Annotated in this window: 18 protein-coding genes; 6 read left to right on the top strand and 12 right to left on the bottom strand. The window is 64.8% G+C overall.

What is annotated here, in order from left to right; translation table 11 throughout:
- Window positions 1-79 precede the first annotated feature (79 nt).
- Window positions 80-2,152 (top strand): methyl-accepting chemotaxis protein, encoded by a 2,073-nt coding sequence (locus Q0Q02_RS10910; RefSeq protein ID WP_293809280.1) that lies wholly within the window; start codon window positions 80-82, stop codon window positions 2,150-2,152.
- Between the two features lie 46 nt (window positions 2,153-2,198).
- Here Q0Q02_RS10910 and Q0Q02_RS10905 read toward each other — a convergent pair whose 3' ends face one another.
- From Q0Q02_RS10905 to Q0Q02_RS10895, 3 genes are all read right to left on the bottom strand, one after another.
- Window positions 2,199-2,378 carry a hypothetical protein gene (locus tag Q0Q02_RS10905; RefSeq protein WP_293809279.1) on the bottom strand — a complete coding sequence of 60 codons (180 nt, stop codon included), beginning with the start codon at window positions 2,376-2,378 and terminating at the stop codon, window positions 2,199-2,201.
- 64 nt (window positions 2,379-2,442) lie between these two features.
- Window positions 2,443-3,546, bottom strand: coding sequence for a mandelate racemase/muconate lactonizing enzyme family protein (locus Q0Q02_RS10900; RefSeq protein WP_293809278.1), 1,104 nt, complete (start codon window positions 3,544-3,546; stop codon window positions 2,443-2,445).
- Window positions 3,547-3,791: 245 nt separating this feature from the next.
- A complete protein-coding gene (locus Q0Q02_RS10895) occupies window positions 3,792-4,373 on the bottom strand; it encodes a DUF6647 family protein (RefSeq protein ID WP_293809276.1) in 582 nt (193 codons plus the stop codon).
- A 613-nt stretch (window positions 4,374-4,986) separates the two neighbouring features.
- On the opposite strand from Q0Q02_RS10895, the gene Q0Q02_RS10890 reads away from it, so the two are divergent.
- Both Q0Q02_RS10890 and Q0Q02_RS10885 read left to right on the top strand, forming a co-directional pair.
- A complete protein-coding gene (locus Q0Q02_RS10890; protein ID WP_293809274.1) occupies window positions 4,987-5,970 on the top strand; it encodes a transcriptional regulator in 984 nt (327 codons plus the stop codon).
- 120 nt (window positions 5,971-6,090) lie between these two features.
- A complete protein-coding gene (locus Q0Q02_RS10885; RefSeq protein ID WP_293809272.1) occupies window positions 6,091-7,059 on the top strand; it encodes an NADPH:quinone reductase in 969 nt (322 codons plus the stop codon).
- Here the strand turns inward: Q0Q02_RS10885 and Q0Q02_RS10880 are convergent.
- The 5 genes from Q0Q02_RS10880 to Q0Q02_RS10860 form a co-directional block, all read right to left on the bottom strand.
- Window positions 7,046-7,450: a hypothetical protein gene (locus Q0Q02_RS10880; RefSeq protein WP_293809271.1), complete on the bottom strand. Its 405-nt coding sequence runs from the start codon at window positions 7,448-7,450 to the stop codon at window positions 7,046-7,048. The genes Q0Q02_RS10885 and Q0Q02_RS10880 overlap by 14 nt on opposite strands.
- A 30-nt stretch (window positions 7,451-7,480) precedes the next feature.
- The gene (locus tag Q0Q02_RS10875; protein WP_293809269.1) at window positions 7,481-7,780 is read right to left on the bottom strand and encodes a hypothetical protein; all 300 of its coding nucleotides are present in this window, start codon (window positions 7,778-7,780) and stop codon (window positions 7,481-7,483) included.
- A gap of 36 nt (window positions 7,781-7,816) precedes the next feature.
- Window positions 7,817-8,095, bottom strand: a complete 279-nt coding sequence (locus Q0Q02_RS10870) for a hypothetical protein (protein WP_293809267.1) — start codon at window positions 8,093-8,095, stop codon at window positions 7,817-7,819.
- A 99-nt stretch (window positions 8,096-8,194) separates the two neighbouring features.
- The gene (locus Q0Q02_RS10865) at window positions 8,195-8,680 is read right to left on the bottom strand and encodes a heme-binding protein (protein WP_293809266.1); all 486 of its coding nucleotides are present in this window, start codon (window positions 8,678-8,680) and stop codon (window positions 8,195-8,197) included.
- Between the two features lie 72 nt (window positions 8,681-8,752).
- Window positions 8,753-9,496, bottom strand: a complete 744-nt coding sequence (locus tag Q0Q02_RS10860; RefSeq protein ID WP_293809264.1) for a transporter substrate-binding domain-containing protein — start codon at window positions 9,494-9,496, stop codon at window positions 8,753-8,755.
- A gap of 251 nt (window positions 9,497-9,747) precedes the next feature.
- Here Q0Q02_RS10860 and Q0Q02_RS10855 point away from each other — a divergent pair, with 251 nt between their 5' ends.
- On the top strand, window positions 9,748-10,722 hold the full coding sequence (locus tag Q0Q02_RS10855; protein ID WP_293809262.1) for an ABC transporter substrate-binding protein: 975 nt from the start codon (window positions 9,748-9,750) through the stop codon (window positions 10,720-10,722).
- A gap of 62 nt (window positions 10,723-10,784) precedes the next feature.
- Complete coding sequence (locus Q0Q02_RS10850; RefSeq protein ID WP_293809260.1) at window positions 10,785-12,959, top strand: ATP-binding protein; 2,175 nt, start codon at window positions 10,785-10,787, stop codon at window positions 12,957-12,959.
- Window positions 12,960-12,974: 15 nt separating this feature from the next.
- Here Q0Q02_RS10850 and Q0Q02_RS10845 read toward each other — a convergent pair whose 3' ends face one another.
- The 4 genes from Q0Q02_RS10845 to Q0Q02_RS10830 form a co-directional block, all read right to left on the bottom strand.
- Complete coding sequence (locus Q0Q02_RS10845) at window positions 12,975-13,631, bottom strand: response regulator transcription factor (protein ID WP_293809259.1); 657 nt, start codon at window positions 13,629-13,631, stop codon at window positions 12,975-12,977.
- A gap of 115 nt (window positions 13,632-13,746) precedes the next feature.
- The gene (locus Q0Q02_RS10840; RefSeq protein ID WP_293809257.1) at window positions 13,747-14,262 is read right to left on the bottom strand and encodes an OsmC family protein; all 516 of its coding nucleotides are present in this window, start codon (window positions 14,260-14,262) and stop codon (window positions 13,747-13,749) included.
- A gap of 42 nt (window positions 14,263-14,304) precedes the next feature.
- On the bottom strand, window positions 14,305-14,670 hold the full coding sequence (locus tag Q0Q02_RS10835; RefSeq protein ID WP_293809255.1) for a hypothetical protein: 366 nt from the start codon (window positions 14,668-14,670) through the stop codon (window positions 14,305-14,307).
- A gap of 74 nt (window positions 14,671-14,744) precedes the next feature.
- On the bottom strand, window positions 14,745-15,014 hold the full coding sequence (locus Q0Q02_RS10830) for a hypothetical protein (RefSeq protein WP_293809254.1): 270 nt from the start codon (window positions 15,012-15,014) through the stop codon (window positions 14,745-14,747).
- Window positions 15,015-15,326: 312 nt separating this feature from the next.
- On the opposite strand from Q0Q02_RS10830, the gene Q0Q02_RS10825 reads away from it, so the two are divergent.
- The gene (locus Q0Q02_RS10825) at window positions 15,327-18,095 is read left to right on the top strand and encodes a [protein-PII] uridylyltransferase (RefSeq protein WP_293809366.1); all 2,769 of its coding nucleotides are present in this window, start codon (window positions 15,327-15,329) and stop codon (window positions 18,093-18,095) included.
- Window positions 18,096-18,155: the final 60 nt, after the last annotated feature.

The following is an 18,155-nucleotide window of genomic DNA, read 5'->3' as shown; positions in this document are numbered from 1 at the left end:
GCCTCAAAAATAGGCAGATCCCTCATCTTTTACGTCATCGCCTCCTCATCACCACGGCCTCTTCTCCAGAAGGTTCATCATGACCCTGAGCATCAAGACCAAGCTGGCGGGGGCGCTCGCCGCGCTGACCCTATGCGTGTTCGCCGTCGGCGCTTGCGGCTTCGTCGCCCTTCGCTCCGTCACGCAGCGGATCGACGAGGTCGTCCAGAACAACGTCGCCCCGATGGAGCAACTGCGCATCGTCAGCGACATGTATGCGATCAACATCGTCGACACGACCTGGAAGGCCCAGAGCAACCAGATCACCTGGACGAACGCGCTGAAGAACGTCCAGGACGCGGGGGGGAATATCGACAAGGGCTGGAAGGCTTATCTGCCCAGCATCACCGCTGCCGACGAGAAGCAGCTCGCGGATCAGGCGGCGTCACTGATGAAGAAGGGTGATGCGGCCGTTGCCAAGCTGATCGGCATCCTGAAGGAGCGCGACGAGAGCGCGCTGCGCATGTTCACCACCGACGAACTCTACAAGGCGATCGACCCGATCGCGGCCAAGCTCGGCGAGCTGACCGCGCTGCAGCTGACACAAGCGCGCGACCACGGCATGGAAGCGCGCTCGACCGCCAGCTCCGCCAGCATTCTGCTGCTCGCCGTCGCCGGCGGCGCGCTGCTGCTGGGCGCGCTGGCGCTGGCCTTCGTGATCGCCGGCATCCTCCGCCCGCTCGGCGGCATGACCGATGCGATGAAGCGCCTCGCCCAGGGCGAACAGGACGTCACGGTGCCCAGCGTCGGCCGCCGCGACGAGATCGGCGACATGGCCGGAGCCCTGCAGATCTTCCAGGAGAATGCGGCCCGGGTCCGCGCGTTGGAGGAACAGGAACGCGCCGCAGCCGCAGCCCGGCTCGCGCGGGCGCAGTCGATGGAAGCGGTCGTCTCGGATGTCAGCGAAGTCGTTGCCGCCGCCGCGGCCGGCGATTTCTCGGCACGGCTCCAGATCGACGACGGCGACGAGCAGATGCAACGGCTGGTCGCCGGCATCAACGAGATCAACCGGGTCGTCGACAGCGCCACGACCGAGTTCGCCGATATCCTCCAGGCGATTGCCGGCGGCGACCTGACCCGCCAGATCGGAACCGGCTATCGCGGCCGCTTCGCCGATCTCAAGGGTGCGATCAACGACACGGTCGACCGGCTTTCGACGACGGTCGCGACGATCCAGACCACCTCGGCCGATGTAGGCCTTGCCGCCCGAGAGATCAGCATCGGCGCTGACGACCTGTCGAAGCGCACCGAGGAACAGGCTTCCTCGCTGGAGCAGACCGCGGCGACGACCGAGGAACTCGCGGCCTCGGTCAAGGCCTCGGCCCAGGCCTCCCGCTCGGCAGCAACCGCAGCCGATGAAGCGGCGAACGCCGCACGTTCGGGCGGCACGATCGCCGGCCAGGCGGTCGATGCCATGGCCCGCATCGAGACGGCCTCGCAGAAGATCTCCGACATCATCCGCGTCATCGACGACATCGCATTCCAGACGAACCTGCTCGCGCTCAACGCCGCGGTCGAGGCTGCCCGCGCCGGCGAGGCCGGCAAGGGCTTCGCAGTGGTGGCCTCCGAGGTGCGCACGCTGGCGCAGCGCTCGAGCGAGGCGGCCAAGGATATCTCGGCCCTGATCTCCTCGTCCAATGTCGAGGTCGGCGAGGGCGTGAAGCTGGTGCGCAGGGCCGGTGAAGCGCTGACGCAAATCCTCGCGGCCTCGCAGAAGGTGGCTTCGACCATCGCCGACATCTCGGCAGCGTCCGGCGAGCAGGCCAACGGCATCGACGAAATGAGCCAGGCCGTCGCGCATCTCGACGAGATGACGCAGCAGAACGCGGCCCTGTCCGAGCAGAGCGCGGCCTCGGCCAACTCGCTCTCGGGCCGGATCGAGCAGCTCAATGCGCTGGTCGCGGCCTTCAAGACCAATCAGGGCCAGGCCGCCACGACGCGCCTGCCCGTCACCGCCGGGTCGGAGCCGGAGCGCCTGCGCCAACTCGCCGAAGCCGCATTCCACCAAACGCGACGCCCGGCGGCGGAAGCCAAGCCCACGGGGGTCAAACCCGCGCCTGTGAAGCGCGCAGTCAATGCGCGCAACGACAATGCGGGCTGGGAAGAGTTCTAAGCCCCTCCCCATCGAAACCTGTTCCCAAGGCGCCTCCTGACTCGTGTCAGGAGGCGTTGCTTTGCGGGGTAGCCGACAGTTCCGGCTTCACGTTCAGCGCCTGGAAGACAACAACGCGCCGTCTCTTCAACCTTTGGTCAGGTTCGGCGGCCGGCCGATGCTTCGATTGTTCGGTTATGTGCAACGGATAGATCGACGCTGCTTTCGATCCGAGCCAGCCGTTCAAGGCGCACCATCCGAGAGCCAAGGTTTGGCCTGTAGTTGACGTCCGGCGGCTCCGGGTGGCTTCGTCAGTCGACACGATATCGCGCGATGACAGCCGGATCGGGCTCCAGGCCGAGTCCTGGCCCGAGCGGCACGTCGATATGGCCGTCGCGCGGACGCAAGGCCCCGCCATAAAGATCGGCTTCCATGTCGAAATATCGCCACTCGATCATTGCCTCGTCATCGCCGAGAGCGGCCGTGGCGTGAATACTCGCGAGAAGGCCGGGGCCGTCATAAAAGGTATGAACCATCACGGCGACGTTGTTGGCCTCGGCCAGCGCCATGACCTTTCGCAAGGCGGTGATGCCGCCCATCTTGGCGGGGCTGGGCTGCACGAAGTCGACCGCTCCGCAAGTGAACATATGCTGGAATTCGATCAGCGAGGACGCGTTCTCTCCGGCAGCGAGAGGGATTGCTGACACGTTGCGCAAGGCCGCGAGCCCATCGAAATTCTCCGGCGGCCAAACAGGTTCCTCAAGCCAGCGCAGCCGCATCGGTTCCAGCTTCCCTGCCATGTCAATCGCCTCTCGCAGCGACCAGGGGCAGTTTACGTCAAGAGTGATTTCGGTGTCGGGGCCAGCGGCCTCCCGCGCTGCCGCAATCACCGTCAAATCGATTTCGTGCAGTTTGAGCGATCGGTACCCGTCGCCCAGCGCACGGCGGACATTGGTCGTGACCGCCTCGGTATCCGCATAACGGATCAGACTGGCATAGGCAGGCAGGCGGATGCGCCGGGCCCCGCCCAGCATCGCATGAACGGGCACGCCCGCAGCTTTGCCGGCAATGTCCCAGAGCGCAATGTCGAGCGCCGACAGGCCGAACATGATAGCGCCGCTACGCCCGAAAATGTGGAAGCGCCGTTGGAGATCTTCCGAAATCGCTTCGATCCGGCCCGCCTCCATGCCGATGCAGGCCGGCGCGATCATTGAATCGAGCGCAGCTCTGACAGCCGGAATTGCTGTAAAGCCGAACGATTCTCCCCATCCTACCAGACCGTCATCCGTGGAAACCCGCACCAGCAGCGAGTCGGCCGCCTGCAAACCTCCTTTGCCCCAGGCACCGGCGGCCGACCTGCCTCCAACCGTGAACGGAATACGCAAAGGGATCGCTTCGACCTGGGTGATCTTCATCGGCTCCTCCGCTGACAAGCGCTTGGCCAACCATCGCGCCCGGGAGATGGGGCGTTATTCAAGCCCTTCCACGCTGGCCAGCGCGCCGTGCTGCTGGCACCCCTTAAGCTTTTGAGCACCTCGTAAGCCGCGCCCTGATAAAACGCTTTCCAGGCACCCCAGTGCAGAAGAATCTCGGCGCAGGCCTCATGAAGAGAGAACGAGACAGGCGTTGTCTCGGAGAGTTTTTAACGAGCCGAAAATTCTTACATTCCGCAGGATGTCCTTACCAGGAGCGTGAATGGATCGATCTGAAAATCCTCCTCAAGTGATTCCCCGAATATTCTCAGCCACTTTTCCTGCAACTCGAAAGCCTTGGCCTCGCGTGCGGCATCGCACTCAAATTTAGATTGATGCGTCTCCTGAAAATGATGAACCAATTCGTGCACGAGAACCGACAAATCGGCTGCCGTTGCGCCAGTCCATGTGTCCCCCAGGTAGATAACCTTCTCGCGAGAATCGTAGATTGACAGGATATCTGGCCGACCGTGTTGCTGCATGACTTCGGACGCGTATTGCTTGAGCCGCAGGGCGGCGACTTGGCCAACCGGCTTGAATACGAGCTCTGGCAAAAAGGAGGGTACCGGCTGCCCCAATTTCGCACCGACCCATATCGCCAGGGCCTCCAGTAACCCTCCTCCCGGATCAGGTTGCCTCTCCCCAATGACGATTTCGAAGCCGGAGCCGAGACGCAGGCGCTCTACTGTCTCGTCACGCGCCCGGGCTTCAAAGGTCATAGGCGCGAGTAGCACTGCGCCAAATATCAGGCACCGTTTAATGATCCTCATCGCATCCACCTGTCGAAAACGCGGTCGACTGCGAAGTAAAATATCAATAAACGACTCTATACTCAGAAATTATACGAACAAATCAATCTACTGACGTTTATAATCCGCTGAAAATATCAAATTCATCAACCTCATCATCATAGAGAAGCTTCGCGTGCATGACATAACGATTAAGAGATGCCCTGCCGATATCGCGAGCACATCGTTCTCGCAATTTGAATGCCTCAACGCGAATGCCTTGACGGAGATATGCAGTGTGGAGGCCGAATAATTCGCTCCACTCAAGCATGCGTACGAGTTCCTTGTCCTAGGCAAGGCAGGCCCGTGCCTGACGCGTCATCGATTGTGCGCTCTCCACAAACCCGCTCCAGATTGATGCCGGAGCAGATCGCAAACACTGAAGCTCGTCCCATGAGATGCCCCCTTCGAATATGGGCTGATGTCAAGGATGGGCCCTGACTGCGTCGGATTGATCCCCGCCGGCAGTCTCCGGGGTCAGCCATAGCGAAGAGCATTCCCTTTGGTCACGATCAATGGGTGACGGAATGCCGATATTTCGCCTATAGTCAGCGGACGCAGTTCATCGGGCGAGCTACGGTGAGGGCCAAGCACCATGGACCCGGTGCTTCCGAAACTTCTGCAGTTCGACCGGTTTGCGCTCGATCTGATGCGCGGACGCCTGAGAGCGGGCGATCGAGAGATTGCGCTACGACCCAAGGCGTTCGAGGTTCTCCGTCACTTGGTCACGAATGCTGGACGACTGGTGTCGAAGCGGGAACTGTTCGACGTCGTATGGCCCAATGTCGCCGTCACGGACGACTCGCTCGTTCAGTGCATTCGCGAGCTGCGAGACAAGCTGGGCGACACCGATCATCGCCTGATCGAAACCGTACCCCGTCGCGGATACCTGCTGAACGCCGGCCAACCCCGCACGGTCCATGAGAACGGCTCGCAGACGCCATCCGAGCGATCTCGAATTCCGTTTGTCGGGTCAGTTGGCCGCCGCCTCGCTGTATGGCCGCCTGTACAGCGCAAACGGGCGGCTCTGGTGACGGCGGCCATCGTCATCTGCTGCCTGGTTGCGGCAGGATATCTTGCAGCCCGCCTGTCGTTGCCATCGTCAGCCAACGCTCTTTTCACGGAAGACGACGCGCGGCGGATTGCGGCAATTGCCGCAAAGAAGGAGCTGCCGCTTCCGGTGTTCCAGATCAACCGGATCGGGCGCGATGTTCTCCCCGAGTACCGCCGCTTCGTCGGCATCTGGGTCAGCAGCACCGGATTCGTTAATTCGAACCGTCAATTCATGCTGGTCATCACCGGAGCAGAACCCTCCGGCATTCTGACGGGCTTCACGGTTCGGGGACCTCCTCGGGCCCTGAGCCTCGTCGTCAAGCCGGCTGGCGCGACCCATTTCAAGGCCCGCGTCCTCGGCGATTCCTTTCGCTACAGTGGCCCGAACAGCGAGCGCGAGGTCGTGATGACAGCTGACAGGCGGCTTGAATTCAATGAGGTCTTCGATACGGGAGTGATCGTGCGTGCCGCCCTCGACCCGGCATGGGTACTGGTCGAGGCCGAGCAAAAAGCTGCTCTGTGGTAGCCGGCGCGGCACCACGAGCCTCGTTGTCGTCGTGGTCCGTCCGGTTGTCGCCAGCGCTTGGCCGAGCCGCCCAGAGCGATCCTTCTTTCAGGCTCTCACATTGCCGAGGGATGCTGATCGATGCGTGCAGTATTCTATGAAGCCAACGGGCCAGCGCGCGATGTGCTGCGCATCGGAGACATTGAAACTCCAAGCCCAGGAGTCGGGGAGGTTCGCGTGCGCTTGCACGCGTCGGGGGTCAACCCATCCGACGTCAAAAGTCGCGGACACCGAAAGTCGCCGTTCCCGCTGGTCATCCCACATAGCGACGGCGCTGGCGAAATCGAGGCTGTCGGCCCTGGCGTTGCGAAGTCACGCCTTGGCGAGCGGGTCTGGATCTGGAACGGGCAGTGGCAGCGTCCGTTTGGAACAGCCGCAGAGTTCATTACGCTGCCGGCCGCGCAGGCCGTTCCCCTGCCAGATGCACTCAGCTTCGAGGAGGGAGCCGCTCTCGGCATCCCTGCCCTGACCGCCTACCATGCCGTCGAGCTGGCCGGGGTCGGGCAAGGCACAACCTTGCTCGTATCGGGCGGTGCGGGTTCGGTGAGCCAGTTCGCCATTCAATTCGCCAAGGCTCGTGGCGCAACCGTGATCAGCACGATCTCGTCACCGGACAAGGCGGTGGCAGCGCGCGAAGCCGGCGCCGACCATTGCATCGACTACAAGCGCGAAAATGTGGGCGATCGTATTGCCGAAATCACGGGGAGACGCGGCGTCGACGCCATCACCGAGATGGACCTTACTGCCAACGCCAGCTTGATTCCCGCAGTGCTCCGACCGAAGGGAAAGGTCATCGTTTACGGCACGGGAGTGGAGGCGACGATTCCTGCCTTCGCCTTCCTCGCCAATTCGATCCAGTTGAACTTCTTCCTGATCTATCAACTGGACGCGCAGCAGCGAGAACGTGCAGTGGCGGGCGTCACGCGCGCTCTTGCTCAAGGTGAGGCCGTTGCCCGTATCGGACCGACATTTCCGATCAGCGAAACCGCTGCCGCACATGAAGCGGTCGAGCGCGGAACGATTGGCAACGTCATCGTCAGAATCGCGTAGCCGCAGGGCGTGGCTGAGCGAGCTGCCCGAGCCTTCCATCCTGCGAGCCCTTCCTGCTTGTTGAAGAGCGCCCAGCCGCTTCGCCGATAACGATCTCGACGCCTGACCGCCTTTGCTCCCGCCTCCGCTTGTACAAGGTCAGGCCGATGATCGTGGCGCAGGCGAGAGCATTGACTCCAAAGACCGCCGCCATCGTCCAATCGTGAGCGGCCAGGAGCGCGTACGCGACAGTGGTCAGGTGCGAGATCGCGAACAGGCTCCAGGTCGCACATGAAATCGCCCGCGCTCCGTCCGGATCCTGGATGATGCGCAGGATCTGCGGCAGATAGGCGAGAGCGCGAACGGCATTGCACAGCGCAAATGCAGTGGCCGCCAGTTCAGCCGCTGTCATCGTAGCCTCCTTGTGTGAGAAAGAGGAAGCTCAACGGCGGCCGGCGGCGGCAGCCAGCCTCGCGCTGAGACCGGCGTAGATTGCAATCGCCTCTGCCTCCCGCCCGTCGCGACACGCGACCCGCGCATCGAGGAGCTTCATCGCGGCATCGGCGACGATTTCTGCCGGAAGCCCCTGATCCTCCCCATGCCTTTCGATCAGGTTGAAGACGACGAGATCATGCGAGGCGCAGGCCTTTGCCGCCGTGCTACCAGCAAGAGCCGGGACCGAGCCGGACAGGCCCGACATCAGCGAGACAAAGACCACGCCGAGAAGCCGTCGGCCTGACATGACACACCTCCTGAACCTGCTGTGCCAGACCGATGCTCAGCCGCCTGATTTGGCCGGAGCTGGCGCCTTGTCAGGATTGGACACCGGCGATGGAATTCCTCCGGCCTCGCTCCTGCGGGATTGATTGACCACATCGCCCGTCGCTTCGTTCAAGCAGACCGTCTGGAAGATCGAATATCCCCTGGGGCAGACGTCCTGGGCGCCCTGTGCGAAGGAGAGGCCCGGCGCCGACAGGAGACCGAGCAGGCATGCCGCGATGCCGCAGGCCTTTCCGGAACGGCCGAGGGAGTTGCGCGCGTTCGATGAGGAGACCATGGTCGCTGTCCTTCTTGTCGGTTGTGGGCGCTGACGTCGAAAGGGCCGGCCGCTTGCTCGCCGCGCGGCAGCATCGGTCGGCCGTGGCGGGAATCCGGATCAGTTGAGCGCCGCCGTGACCCTGGCGATCCCCGCCTTGGCGCAGATTTCGTCCTTGTCGCCACCAGGCGCGCCGGAGACCCCGACGGCGCCGATCGTCTCGGTGCCGACCTTGATCGGCACGCCACCGCCAATCGCGATGACGCCCGGAATCTGGCGCAGCGCAGCAGCGTCGCCGCTGGCGGTCGACGCGGCGAACTCCAGCGAGGTCTGGTTGCGGGTCCGGGCCGTGTAGGCCTTCATGCGGGCGAATTCGATGGTGTGCGGCGCGGTGCCGTCGCCGCGCAGCGCCGCAGCGGGTTGCCCCGCCTTGTCGACGACGACCACGGAGACCCGGAACGAGGTCTTGGCGCATTCCTCGACGGCACCGACGATGATGGCCTGCGCCATCGCCATCGAGACGTTCTTTTCCACTTGAGGCGCTTGCGCATGAGCCGCTGCCGGCAGGCAAAGCACGGTGAATGCGAGCAACGAAGTCATCTTCATGGGACAGGCTCCGGCAGGCGCCGTTCGGCGCTTGGGGGTGCGGGTTCGGAGGTCGGATTGGACGCCTCGAGATCAGTCGAGGCCCCATTTCGTCTTGATCGCAGCGACGGTGCCGGCCGCCTCCAGCTTGGACAGCGAGCGGTCGATCTTCATCAGCAGGTCGGCATCACCCTTGCGCACCGCAAAGGCGAGTTGACCGACGAGGATGGGCTGATAGCTCGCGACCGTCCGCAGTCCTGTGTTCCCGCTCGTCCGCAGCAGGAAATTGGCCTGCAAGCCGTTATCGATGATCCCCTCGACGCTGCCGGCCTGGAGCTTGGCAATCGATTCCGGCGGCGTGGCCGAAAGCGAGATGTCGGCGCCAGCATCCTCAAGCGGCTTGACATAGGAGCTGCCGCGCGATGTCGCGATCTTCATCCCCTTGAGGTCTGCTACCGATTTGAAGGCAGCGGTGTTCGACGCCTTCACGATCAGGACGTCGCGATAGCTGCCATAGGGATGGGTGAAGTCGACGACCTTCTGGCGCTCGGGCGTGATGCCGAAAGACCCCGCAATGGCGTCGATCCGCCGCTCGATCAGCGCTTGCTGCAATTCGCCGAAGGGCATCGCCTGGAACTGCAGGCTGAGGCCGGCATCGGCGCTGACCGTCTGCATGATCTCGACGGCGAAACCCTCTGGCGCCTTGGTCTCCTGGTTCAGGCCGGATGCGGGCTGGCCGGCTGGCGTGATGCCGACCTTGACCAGCGTCTGCCCCTGGGCGGCCGGTATCGCGGTCCAGAGGCTTGCGACGAGAGCGCCTGCGATCCCGATTTTCATGATGTCGTCCTCGCTTGCTGGAGCAGATGACCCCGATCGCCAGGACGATAGGCGCCGTCATCGGGCCGCAACATTATCCGCAGGTGCCACCGGCGAACTCCTCGCGGGAGCGCGGGCTGACAAGCAAAACTTTGTCTTTACAGGATAATTTCCCAAACCGACGCAGCGGCGCGGGTGCCGGCACTTCGGTATCAGCCGCTAGGCATTCGCCTTCCGCTACGGCATTCTTGTTGTCCTTGGGGGAGGCCGACATGCGCAATCGACGCGAGCTTTTGGTCATGACAGCTTGTGCAGCTGCCTCTCGCAGCCTCGCGGCGACGCCAGGCCGGATCAGACGCATCGGCTGGCTGACGGCCCAGCTGGCGGCAAGCCTCTCGCCCTATCTCGACGCACTGCGCGAGGGGCTCGTGGAGCAGAAGCTCATCCCCGGGGAAAGCATCGAAATCCTCTATCGCTACGGCGACGACAGGATGGAGCGTGTTCCCGCATTGGCGCGAGAGCTCGTCGAGAGCGGCGTCGAGCTCCTGATCGTGCAGGGCGCGGCGATCCCGGACGTGCTCAAGCTGGGATTACCCGTCCCGATCATTTTCGTCACGAGCGCCGATCCCATCGCCGCAGGCTTCGCTAAAAGCCTCTCCCAGCCTTCCGGCAATTGCACCGGCGTCACCTTCATGGCTTTCGAACTGCTCGGGAAGCGGCTGGAACTGCTGAAGGAGATCATCCCGAAACTGAATCGCGTCGCCGTGCTCGGCAACCCGCGTCACGCGGGTTCGGATATCGAGCGCGCCTCCTCCGAAGAAGCCGGGCATCGCCTCGGGATCGCGATCGATTTTATCGCCACGCCGAACAGCGATGCGGTGCTGGCGGCGCGGGCCGATCTCGCCCGTCTTCGGCCGGACGCGATCTCGCTCTTGCCCGACGGCTTCGCCATCGCGCATCGCAAGGCGATCATGACGGTCGCGAACGAGGAACGCATCCCCGTCATCTCCGGCTGGCCGGTCTTCGCCCAGGCCGGCGCGCTCTGTACCTACGGCCCACGATTGTCACTGATCTACCGTCGCGTCGCGTTTTTCGTGGCGCGTATCCTCGCCGGCGCCAAGCCGGGCGACCTGCCGGTGGAGCGCCCGACGCAGTTCGAACTCATCCTGAACCAGACGGCGGCCCGCTCCTTCAACCTGGCCTTTTCGCGCGCGATTCTGGCTCGTGCTGACGAGGTGATCGAGTGAAGCCAGCCGATCGGCGCAGCTTCGCTCATCCCGGACATTTTATCCGGAGGCTGGGGCGCCGATTGTCGATCAAGGTCGCGGCAGCGATCGCGGGCATTGCCGCGCTCGTGCTGGTCTGCGCCGGCGGCATGAGCCTCTGGCTCATCCTCGGCGCGCAGATGAGGACAGTGACCGCGCTGCATCAGCTGCAGGCCGCGACGGCGGCCGAACGCATCCTGCGTTTCGTCGACGAGCTCGAAGCGCATCTGCGCTGGCTGATCGCGCCGTCCTGGTCGAGCACGAATGAGGATGATCGGCGGATCGATGCGCTGCGAACCCTGCGGGCGCTGGCGCCGGTGAGCACGCTGCGCCTGCTTGATCCGCAAGGCCGGGAGCAGTTGCGCGTATCCCGTTTAGGGCCGGACGTCGCGGCCTCGGGCGCGGATTTCGGCCGGACGGATGCCTATCTGGCCGCGCGGCAACAGGGGCGCCATGTCGGCCCCGTCTATTTTCAGGACGGCTCGGAGCCCTATGTCACCATCCATCTCGGCAGCTCCTCCACCCGCCAGGGCAGCGTGGTCGCGGACGTCAATCTCAAGCTGATCTGGGACATCGTCGCGGCAAGCCGCATCGGCGAGGCCGGTCGCATGCTGCTGGTAGACGATGCGGGGCGCCTGATCTCGCATCCCGATATCAGCCTGGTCCTGCGGCGAGCCGACGTCTCGGCCCTGCCGCAGGTCCGGGCTGCGCTGACCGCGGCGTCCCCAGGCGAGAGGGAATCACTCGTCGCCGGCCGCGATCTCGACGGGCAGAAGATCCTGTCGGCGCATACCCGTTTGCCGTCGCTCGGCTGGAACGTCGTCACCGAACTGCCGCGGGCCGAGGTGCTGTCACCCGTATATGCCTCCATCCGCCTGTCGCTCATCGCCTTGCTGGGCGGGCTCGTGGCGGCGGTCGTCTGCGGCGTATTGATCGCGCGGCACATGATCCGGCCGATCGAGACGCTGACGGCCGGCGCGGCTCGGATCGGCGCGGGAGCGCTCGATCATCGGATCGCGATCGCCGGCTCCAACGAGTTCGCCGAACTCGGCGAGCGCTTCAACGAGATGGCCAGCAGTCTCCAAGCCGAGCGGGCGACGCTCGAAGAGAAAGTCGCGCAGCGGACACAGGAACTGGCACGCGCCAATCAGGCCAAGTCTCGGTTCCTGGCCAGCGCCAGCCACGACCTGCGCCAGCCGTTGCACGCCCTGAGCCTCTTCGTCGACGAGCTGCACGCGAACCCCACCAAGGAGCGGCGCGCGCGCCTCAACGACAAGCTCGTCGAAGCTGTCGGGAGCCTCAACGGCATGTTCGACGCGATCCTGGATACGTCGAAGATCGAAGCCGACGCGATCAGGCCCGCCTTGTCCCGCTTTCCTATCGCCCCGCTCTGCGATGCCCTGCGCGTGCTCTTCGCGCCGGCAGCCGCGGCCAAGGGCCTGGAGCTGGAAATCGACAGCAGCGGGCTCTGGATCGAAAGCGACGCTTTGCTCCTGCAGCGCATCCTGCAGAACCTGCTGGCGAACGCGATCCGCTACACGAACAATGGCAGCGTCACGCTTTCCTGCAGCGATCGTGGCGGCCTATTGATGATCGCGGTCACGGATACCGGCCCGGGTATCCCCGCAGAGATGCAATCCGACATCTTCGGAGAGTTTTTCCGGGCGTCGACACCCGGCCAGAGCGGCGAGCGCGGACTGGGGCTCGGACTCTTCATCGTCGCAAGCTTCGCGCGCCTGCTGAACCATCCGGTCAGCCTGGATTCGATGCCAGGCCGAGGCTCTACCTTCGCGATACAGGTGCCCGTCGTTCCGCCGGTCACAGAGCCGTTGCCGATGGCCGATCTCCAGCGCCATGCCTTCTTCGGTCAGGGGCGTCATGCCGCCGTGCTCGGCGACAATCCGGCCGCGCGGAATGCGACCGCTGTCCTGCTCCGGTCATGGGGCTTCGAGGTTTGGAACGCAGCATCGCCGGCAGAACTGGACGGCACACCCATCGACCTCCTCATCACTGATCACGGCGATGTCGCCACGGGCGCCGGGATCGCGGCCATTAAGGCGATGCGGAACCTGCGGCCTGATTTGCGGGTCATCGTGGTCAGCGGGCAGCCGGAAGCTCTGCTGCCGCGTAAAGCCGGCGCTGCCGTCGACGTGCTGCGCAAACCTGTGTCGCCGATCGCCCTGCGCGCCGCCATCACAAAGGCAATGGCCGGGTCGTGACAAGAGACGGCATGCTCAGGCGATATCCGGCAATTGCCAACCGTAGCGGGCTATCGCGAGCGCCGCTTCGGTGCGGTTGCTGACCTGAAGCGCCCGCATCAGCGCGGTGACATGATGTTTCACCGTGACCTCGGCGATCGAGAGCGTGCGGGCGATCGCCTTGTTGCTGCGGCCACGCATCAGCAACGCCAGGACATCGAGTTGCCTCTCCGTGAGGCCGAGCTCGGCCGGCGTCGGAGGCCGCTCCGGCGCTGCCGCGGGCGCATCCTTCGGCCGGGACGGCCAGGCTTCCGGTGGGATATAGATACCGCCAGCCAGAACGAGGCCGAGCGCACCGACCATGACCGAGCGGGGCGCCGATTTCGGAATGAACCCGACGGCGCCGGCATCGAGCGCCGCGGCCATCACATCGGATTCCGTGCTGCTCGACAGGACGACCACAGCCGTCGCCGGGAGACGCGCGCGGATTGTCTTCAGCAGATCGAGGCCGTCGCCGTCCGGCAAGCCGAGGTCAAGGATGACGAGCTGCTTCTGGGGATTGCTTTCGGCGAGTTCCATAGCCTTGCGGGCGGAGTCCGCCTCGTCGATGACGACATCCGCCACGATCTCGGCCAGGATGGCGCGAAGTGCGTCGCGAATAAGGGCATGGTCGTCGACAAGAAGGATTTGCATGACAGGGCCTAAACTGCCTCAGCCATGCCGTAGCGACAACCGCCCTTCTTTCGGTTTCAGGTTACTGACCGACCACGTCCGGCTGACTGGTCTCAGAGCGTGGTGCCTCAATATCTTAGATTGAAACGCGAGCGAGCATCGATGTGCAGGAGGTACCACCCGAGATCGTCTGGAAGACGACGCAGTAGCGCTCGGTGAGCTTGAGCAGCGCGTCGAGCTTCTCCTGCGGCGCATCGGTCTCGACGTCGAAGAAGAGGCGGATCGCCTTGAAGCCGACGGGGGCATCCTTGGCGACGCCGAGCGTGCCGCGGAAATCGAGATCGCCCTCGGCGCGGACCACACCCTTCTTCAACTCGATTTCGAGCGCGGTCGCGACCGCCTTGAGCGTCACGCCTGCGCAGGCGACCAGCGCCTCCAGCAGCATGTCGCCGGAGCAGAGCTCGGCGCCCGAGCCGCCCGTGGCCGGATGCAAGCCGGCGAGCGCGATGGCGCGGCCGGTCTCGACCTTGCAGGCGATGTTCTGGTCATCGAGCTCGCCATGGGCCTTCAGCGTGATGACCGCCGCATCGGGGTTGGTGCGGTACTCGTCCTTGAGGGGAGCCTGCAAGGCGCGCAGGGCAGTGACGTCCATGATCGTGATCCTCCTGAAGCGGCCCGCTGGCTTGTAGCCATTTCAGGCCGCCGCCTCCACCTCCGGCACGGTATGCCGGTCTTCCTTTTCGAGCGCCCGACGCAGTTCGCGGCGCAAGGTGACGAAGCCGACGGAGCCCTCCTCGCGCGGACGCGCCAGCAGGTTGTCGAGGCTGAAGGCGGCCGGCCCCGGCTCTCGCGGCAGGACGAGGACGCGATCGGCCAGGTACAGCGCCTCCTCGACCGAGCCGGTGGCGACGACGACGGCGGGGCGCGCCAGCGTGCAGAGTTCCGGCAGGAAGGCGGCGAGCCGCGCGCGAACCTCGGCATCGAGCGCGGCAAAAGGCTCATCGATCAGCAGCAGCCGCGGCCTGACCAGCAGGAGGCGGGCGATGGCGAGGCGCAGCAATCCTTCCGGCGAGAGCTCGGCCGGCCGCTGGGTCGCCCGCCCGGCGAGACCAAGACGAACCAGCGCATTGGCGATCAGGCCCTCGCGCTCGAACGGCGTCGCCTTCGGCAGGACGAAAGCCAGTTCTCAGAGAGATCGAGCCAAGGGAAGAAGCGCGGCCGGGCGCAGAGCAGGCCGATCTCGGCCGTCGGTATCGCCCCCTCATCGTCCTTCAGGCCGGCAAAGGCTCGCAGCGCCGCCTTCCGTACCTCGGACGGACCGAGCAGGGCGACAATCTCGCCAGCATGGGGGCGCGGCAGGGCATGCTCGGAAGGGCGGGAGAAATCGTGAAGAACTGCCGACATCGCTGGCTCCATCCATAGACAAAGCGGAAGGAGCGCCAACGGCATCGGCCGTCCCGTCGTCCCGCGCTTTAGCTGCATTTGTTTCGCGCCCGCAAGCTGAGGCTCAAATCGGCGCGTATCCGACCTTAAGGTCCGATTGTTCTTTTTGTCAAACAATACATTCAGTAGCGTTTTTTGCCAAAATCTCACATTGAATAACGTTTAATTTTACGCTCTCCCTGCACCCCTACCCATGTTACGAAAGGCGATGCTCGCCGAACCGGAGCCTTCGTGACCACGCCTCCCGCCATGCCCGCCCTGTCGCTCGCCGAGATGCTGCATGGCCCCGAGGTCGGGATCGCGCGGCTGTTCGAGACGATCAACCGCCGCGACAAGGCCCAGATGCGGCAGGCCCTGATCGCCGGGCTCCGGCAGTTGCTGGACGAGGGCCATGCCTCGGCCCGGACCATCCTGTCGGGGCCGCGCGGCGGGCTCGCCTGCGCGCATCGGCTCTCGGCGGTGATGGACGCCGTTGTGCGCGGGCTGCACAGCGCCGCGACGACCTATTTCTATCCGGCCGACAATCCCTCGCAATCCGAGCGGATCGCGGTTGTCGCCGTCGGCGGGTACGGGCGCGGCACGCTGGCGCCGGGCTCGGATGTCGACCTGCTCTTCCTGTTCCCGCACAAGCAGACGGCCTGGGGCGAGAGCGTAGTCGAATCCATGCTCTACCCGCTCTGGGACCTGAAGCTGAAGACCGGCCACTCCGTCCGCTCGATCGACGATTGCGTGCGCGAGGCGCGCGCCGACATGACGATCCGCACGGCCTTACTGGAAGCGCGCTTCCTGGTCGGCGATCGCGCGCTCTTCGACGAGATGGTCCGCCGCTTCGATGCGGAGGTGGTCGAAGGCACGGCCCAGGCCTTCACCGAGGCCAAGCTCGCCGAGCGCGAGCTCAGGGTGCAGCGGGCCGGCGCCTCGCGCTATCTGGTCGAGCCGAATGTCAAAGACGGCAAGGGCGGCTTACGCGACCTCAACACGCTGTTCTGGATCGCCAAATACGCCTACCGGGTCCATGACGTGCGCGAACTGGTCGAGGCCGGGTTGTTCGACCAGCAGGAACTGCAGATGTTCCAGCGCTCCGAGGAATTCCTCTGGCGCGTGCGCTGCTGGCTGCATTTCATCACGGGCCGGGCGGAGGAGCGTTTGTCCTTCGATCTGCAGCGGCAGGTCGCGGCGCAAATCGGCTATGCCGGACGCCGCGGCCAGGCGCCGGTCGAGCGCTTCATGAAAGCCTACTTCCTGATCGCCAAGGATGTCGGCGATCTCACCGCCATCGTCTGCGCCGCGCTGGAAGCCCGCCAGCAGAAGCCGCGCGCCAGCCTGTCGAAGCTGCTCGGCACCTTCGCCAAGCGCAAGCGCGAGCGTTCGCTCGGCCATGCCGATTTCAAGCTGACGAGCCAGCGCCTCGATGTCGTCGACGACAGCGCCTTCGAGCGCGATCCGGTCAACCTGCTCCGCCTCTATGCCATCGCCAGCCGCGAGGATCTCGCGATCCACCCCGATGCCAGCCGGCTGGTGACACAGTCGCTCCGGCTGGTCACGCCCGGCCTGCGCAACGAGCCGGAAGCCAACCGCATCTTCCTGGAGATCCTGACCGGCCGGCGCTCGCCCGAGGTCGTGCTCAGGCGGATGAACGAATCCGGCTTGCTCGGCCGCTTCGTCCCGGATTTCGGCCGCGTCGTCGCGATGATGCAGTTCAACATGTACCATCACTACACGGTGGACGAGCATCTGATCCGCGCCATGGGCGTGCTGGCCGAGATCGACGCCGGCGTGCTGGAGGCCGAGCACCCGCTCGCCAACGAGATCATGCCGACCATCGCCAACCGGCGGGCGCTCTATGTCGCGCTCTTCCTGCACGACATCGCCAAGGGCAAGCCAGAAGACCATTCGATCGCCGGGGCGCGGATCGCCCGCAAGCTCGGGCCGCGCTTCGGCCTGACCAGCGCGCAGACCGAGACCGCCGCCTGGCTGGTCGAGCACCATCTGGACATGTCGACGGTGGCGCAGAGCCGCGATCTCGGCGACCCCAAGACGATCGAGAGCTTCGCCGCGACCGTGCAGACCCTGGAGCGCCTGAAGCTACTGCTGGTTCTCACCGTGGCCGACATCAAGGCCGTCGGGCCCGGCGTCTGGAACGGCTGGAAGGGCCAGTTGCTGCGCACGCTCTACTACGAGACCGAACTCGTCCTCACCGGCGGGCATTCGGCCGTCGAGCGCAAGGCGCGCGTCGCGATGAAGCAGGACGAACTGCGCCGGCGCCTGTCGGACTGGAGCACCGAGGAGCGCGACGCCTATGTCGCCCGCCACTATCCCGCCTACTGGATCAAGGTCGACCCGGACGAGCAGGAGAAGCATGCGCGCTTCCTGCGCGAGGCGGAAGCTGCCGGACGCACCACGGCGACCATCGTCGAGACCGACAAGTTCCGCGGCGTGACCGAGCTCACCGTGCTCGCGCCCGACCACCCGCGCCTGCTTGCCATCGTCACCGGCGCCTGTGCGGCGGCCGGCGGCAATATCGTCGACGCGCAGATCTTCACGACCAGCGACGGGCTCGTGCTCGATACGATCTCGGTCTCGCGCGCCTTCGACCGGGACGACGACGAATTGCGCCGGGCCGAACGCATCGCCGCCGCGATCGAGCGTGCGCTGAAGGGCGAGATCAAGATCGCCGATCTCGTGGCGCAGCGCCGTGCTCCGCCGCCGCGCGGCCAGACCTTCCAGGTCGAGCCCGAGGTCGTGATCGACAATGTGCTTTCGGCCCGGCACACGGTGCTTGAGGTGTCCGGCCTCGACCGGCCGGGGCTGCTCTACGATCTCACCACCGCAATCGGAAAGCTCAACCTCAACATCGCCTCGGCCCATATCGCGACCTTCGGCGAAAAGGCGGTCGACGTGTTCTACGTCACCGACCTGACCCATGCGAAGATCGTGACGACCGGCCGGCAACTGACGATCCGCAAGGCGCTCATCGACGTCTTCAAGTTCGAGGGCGAGAAGCCGGCCCCGGCCAAGGCGAAAGTGCCGGCCCGCGCTTGATTTAAACGACCATAAGGCCGATATCCGGCACGAACGCGGCTGTGACCCCGATCAGATCGG

This window comes from uncultured Allobosea sp. (assembly GCF_945956895.1).
GTDB lineage: Bacteria > Pseudomonadota > Alphaproteobacteria > Rhizobiales > Beijerinckiaceae > Allobosea.
The sequence above is the reverse complement of the archived record's forward strand: the minus strand, read 5'-3'. Positions and strand labels throughout refer to the sequence as shown.

What these genes read in the sequence shown, in the direction of transcription:
- Q0Q02_RS10910 (WP_293809280.1), top strand. Translation starts at nt 80, where the DNA reads ATGACCCTGAGCATCAAGACCAAGCTGGCGGGGGCGCTCGCCGCGCTG.
- Q0Q02_RS10900 (WP_293809278.1), bottom strand. Translation starts at nt 3,546, where the DNA reads ATGAAGATCACCCAGGTCGAAGCGATCCCTTTGCGTATTCCGTTCACG.
- Q0Q02_RS10895 (WP_293809276.1), bottom strand. Translation starts at nt 4,373, where the DNA reads ATGAGGATCATTAAACGGTGCCTGATATTTGGCGCAGTGCTACTCGCG.
- Q0Q02_RS10890 (WP_293809274.1), top strand. Translation starts at nt 4,987, where the DNA reads ATGGACCCGGTGCTTCCGAAACTTCTGCAGTTCGACCGGTTTGCGCTC.
- Q0Q02_RS10885 (WP_293809272.1), top strand. Translation starts at nt 6,091, where the DNA reads ATGCGTGCAGTATTCTATGAAGCCAACGGGCCAGCGCGCGATGTGCTG.
- Q0Q02_RS10880 (WP_293809271.1), bottom strand. Translation starts at nt 7,450, where the DNA reads ATGACAGCGGCTGAACTGGCGGCCACTGCATTTGCGCTGTGCAATGCC.
- Q0Q02_RS10875 (WP_293809269.1), bottom strand. Translation starts at nt 7,780, where the DNA reads ATGTCAGGCCGACGGCTTCTCGGCGTGGTCTTTGTCTCGCTGATGTCG.
- Q0Q02_RS10870 (WP_293809267.1), bottom strand. Translation starts at nt 8,095, where the DNA reads ATGGTCTCCTCATCGAACGCGCGCAACTCCCTCGGCCGTTCCGGAAAG.
- Q0Q02_RS10865 (WP_293809266.1), bottom strand. Translation starts at nt 8,680, where the DNA reads ATGAAGATGACTTCGTTGCTCGCATTCACCGTGCTTTGCCTGCCGGCA.
- Q0Q02_RS10860 (WP_293809264.1), bottom strand. Translation starts at nt 9,496, where the DNA reads ATGAAAATCGGGATCGCAGGCGCTCTCGTCGCAAGCCTCTGGACCGCG.
- Q0Q02_RS10855 (WP_293809262.1), top strand. Translation starts at nt 9,748, where the DNA reads ATGCGCAATCGACGCGAGCTTTTGGTCATGACAGCTTGTGCAGCTGCC.
- Q0Q02_RS10845 (WP_293809259.1), bottom strand. Translation starts at nt 13,631, where the DNA reads ATGCAAATCCTTCTTGTCGACGACCATGCCCTTATTCGCGACGCACTT.
- Q0Q02_RS10840 (WP_293809257.1), bottom strand. Translation starts at nt 14,262, where the DNA reads ATGGACGTCACTGCCCTGCGCGCCTTGCAGGCTCCCCTCAAGGACGAG.
- Q0Q02_RS10830 (WP_293809254.1), bottom strand. Translation starts at nt 15,014, where the DNA reads ATGTCGGCAGTTCTTCACGATTTCTCCCGCCCTTCCGAGCATGCCCTG.
- Q0Q02_RS10825 (WP_293809366.1), top strand. Translation starts at nt 15,327, where the DNA reads ATGCTGCATGGCCCCGAGGTCGGGATCGCGCGGCTGTTCGAGACGATC.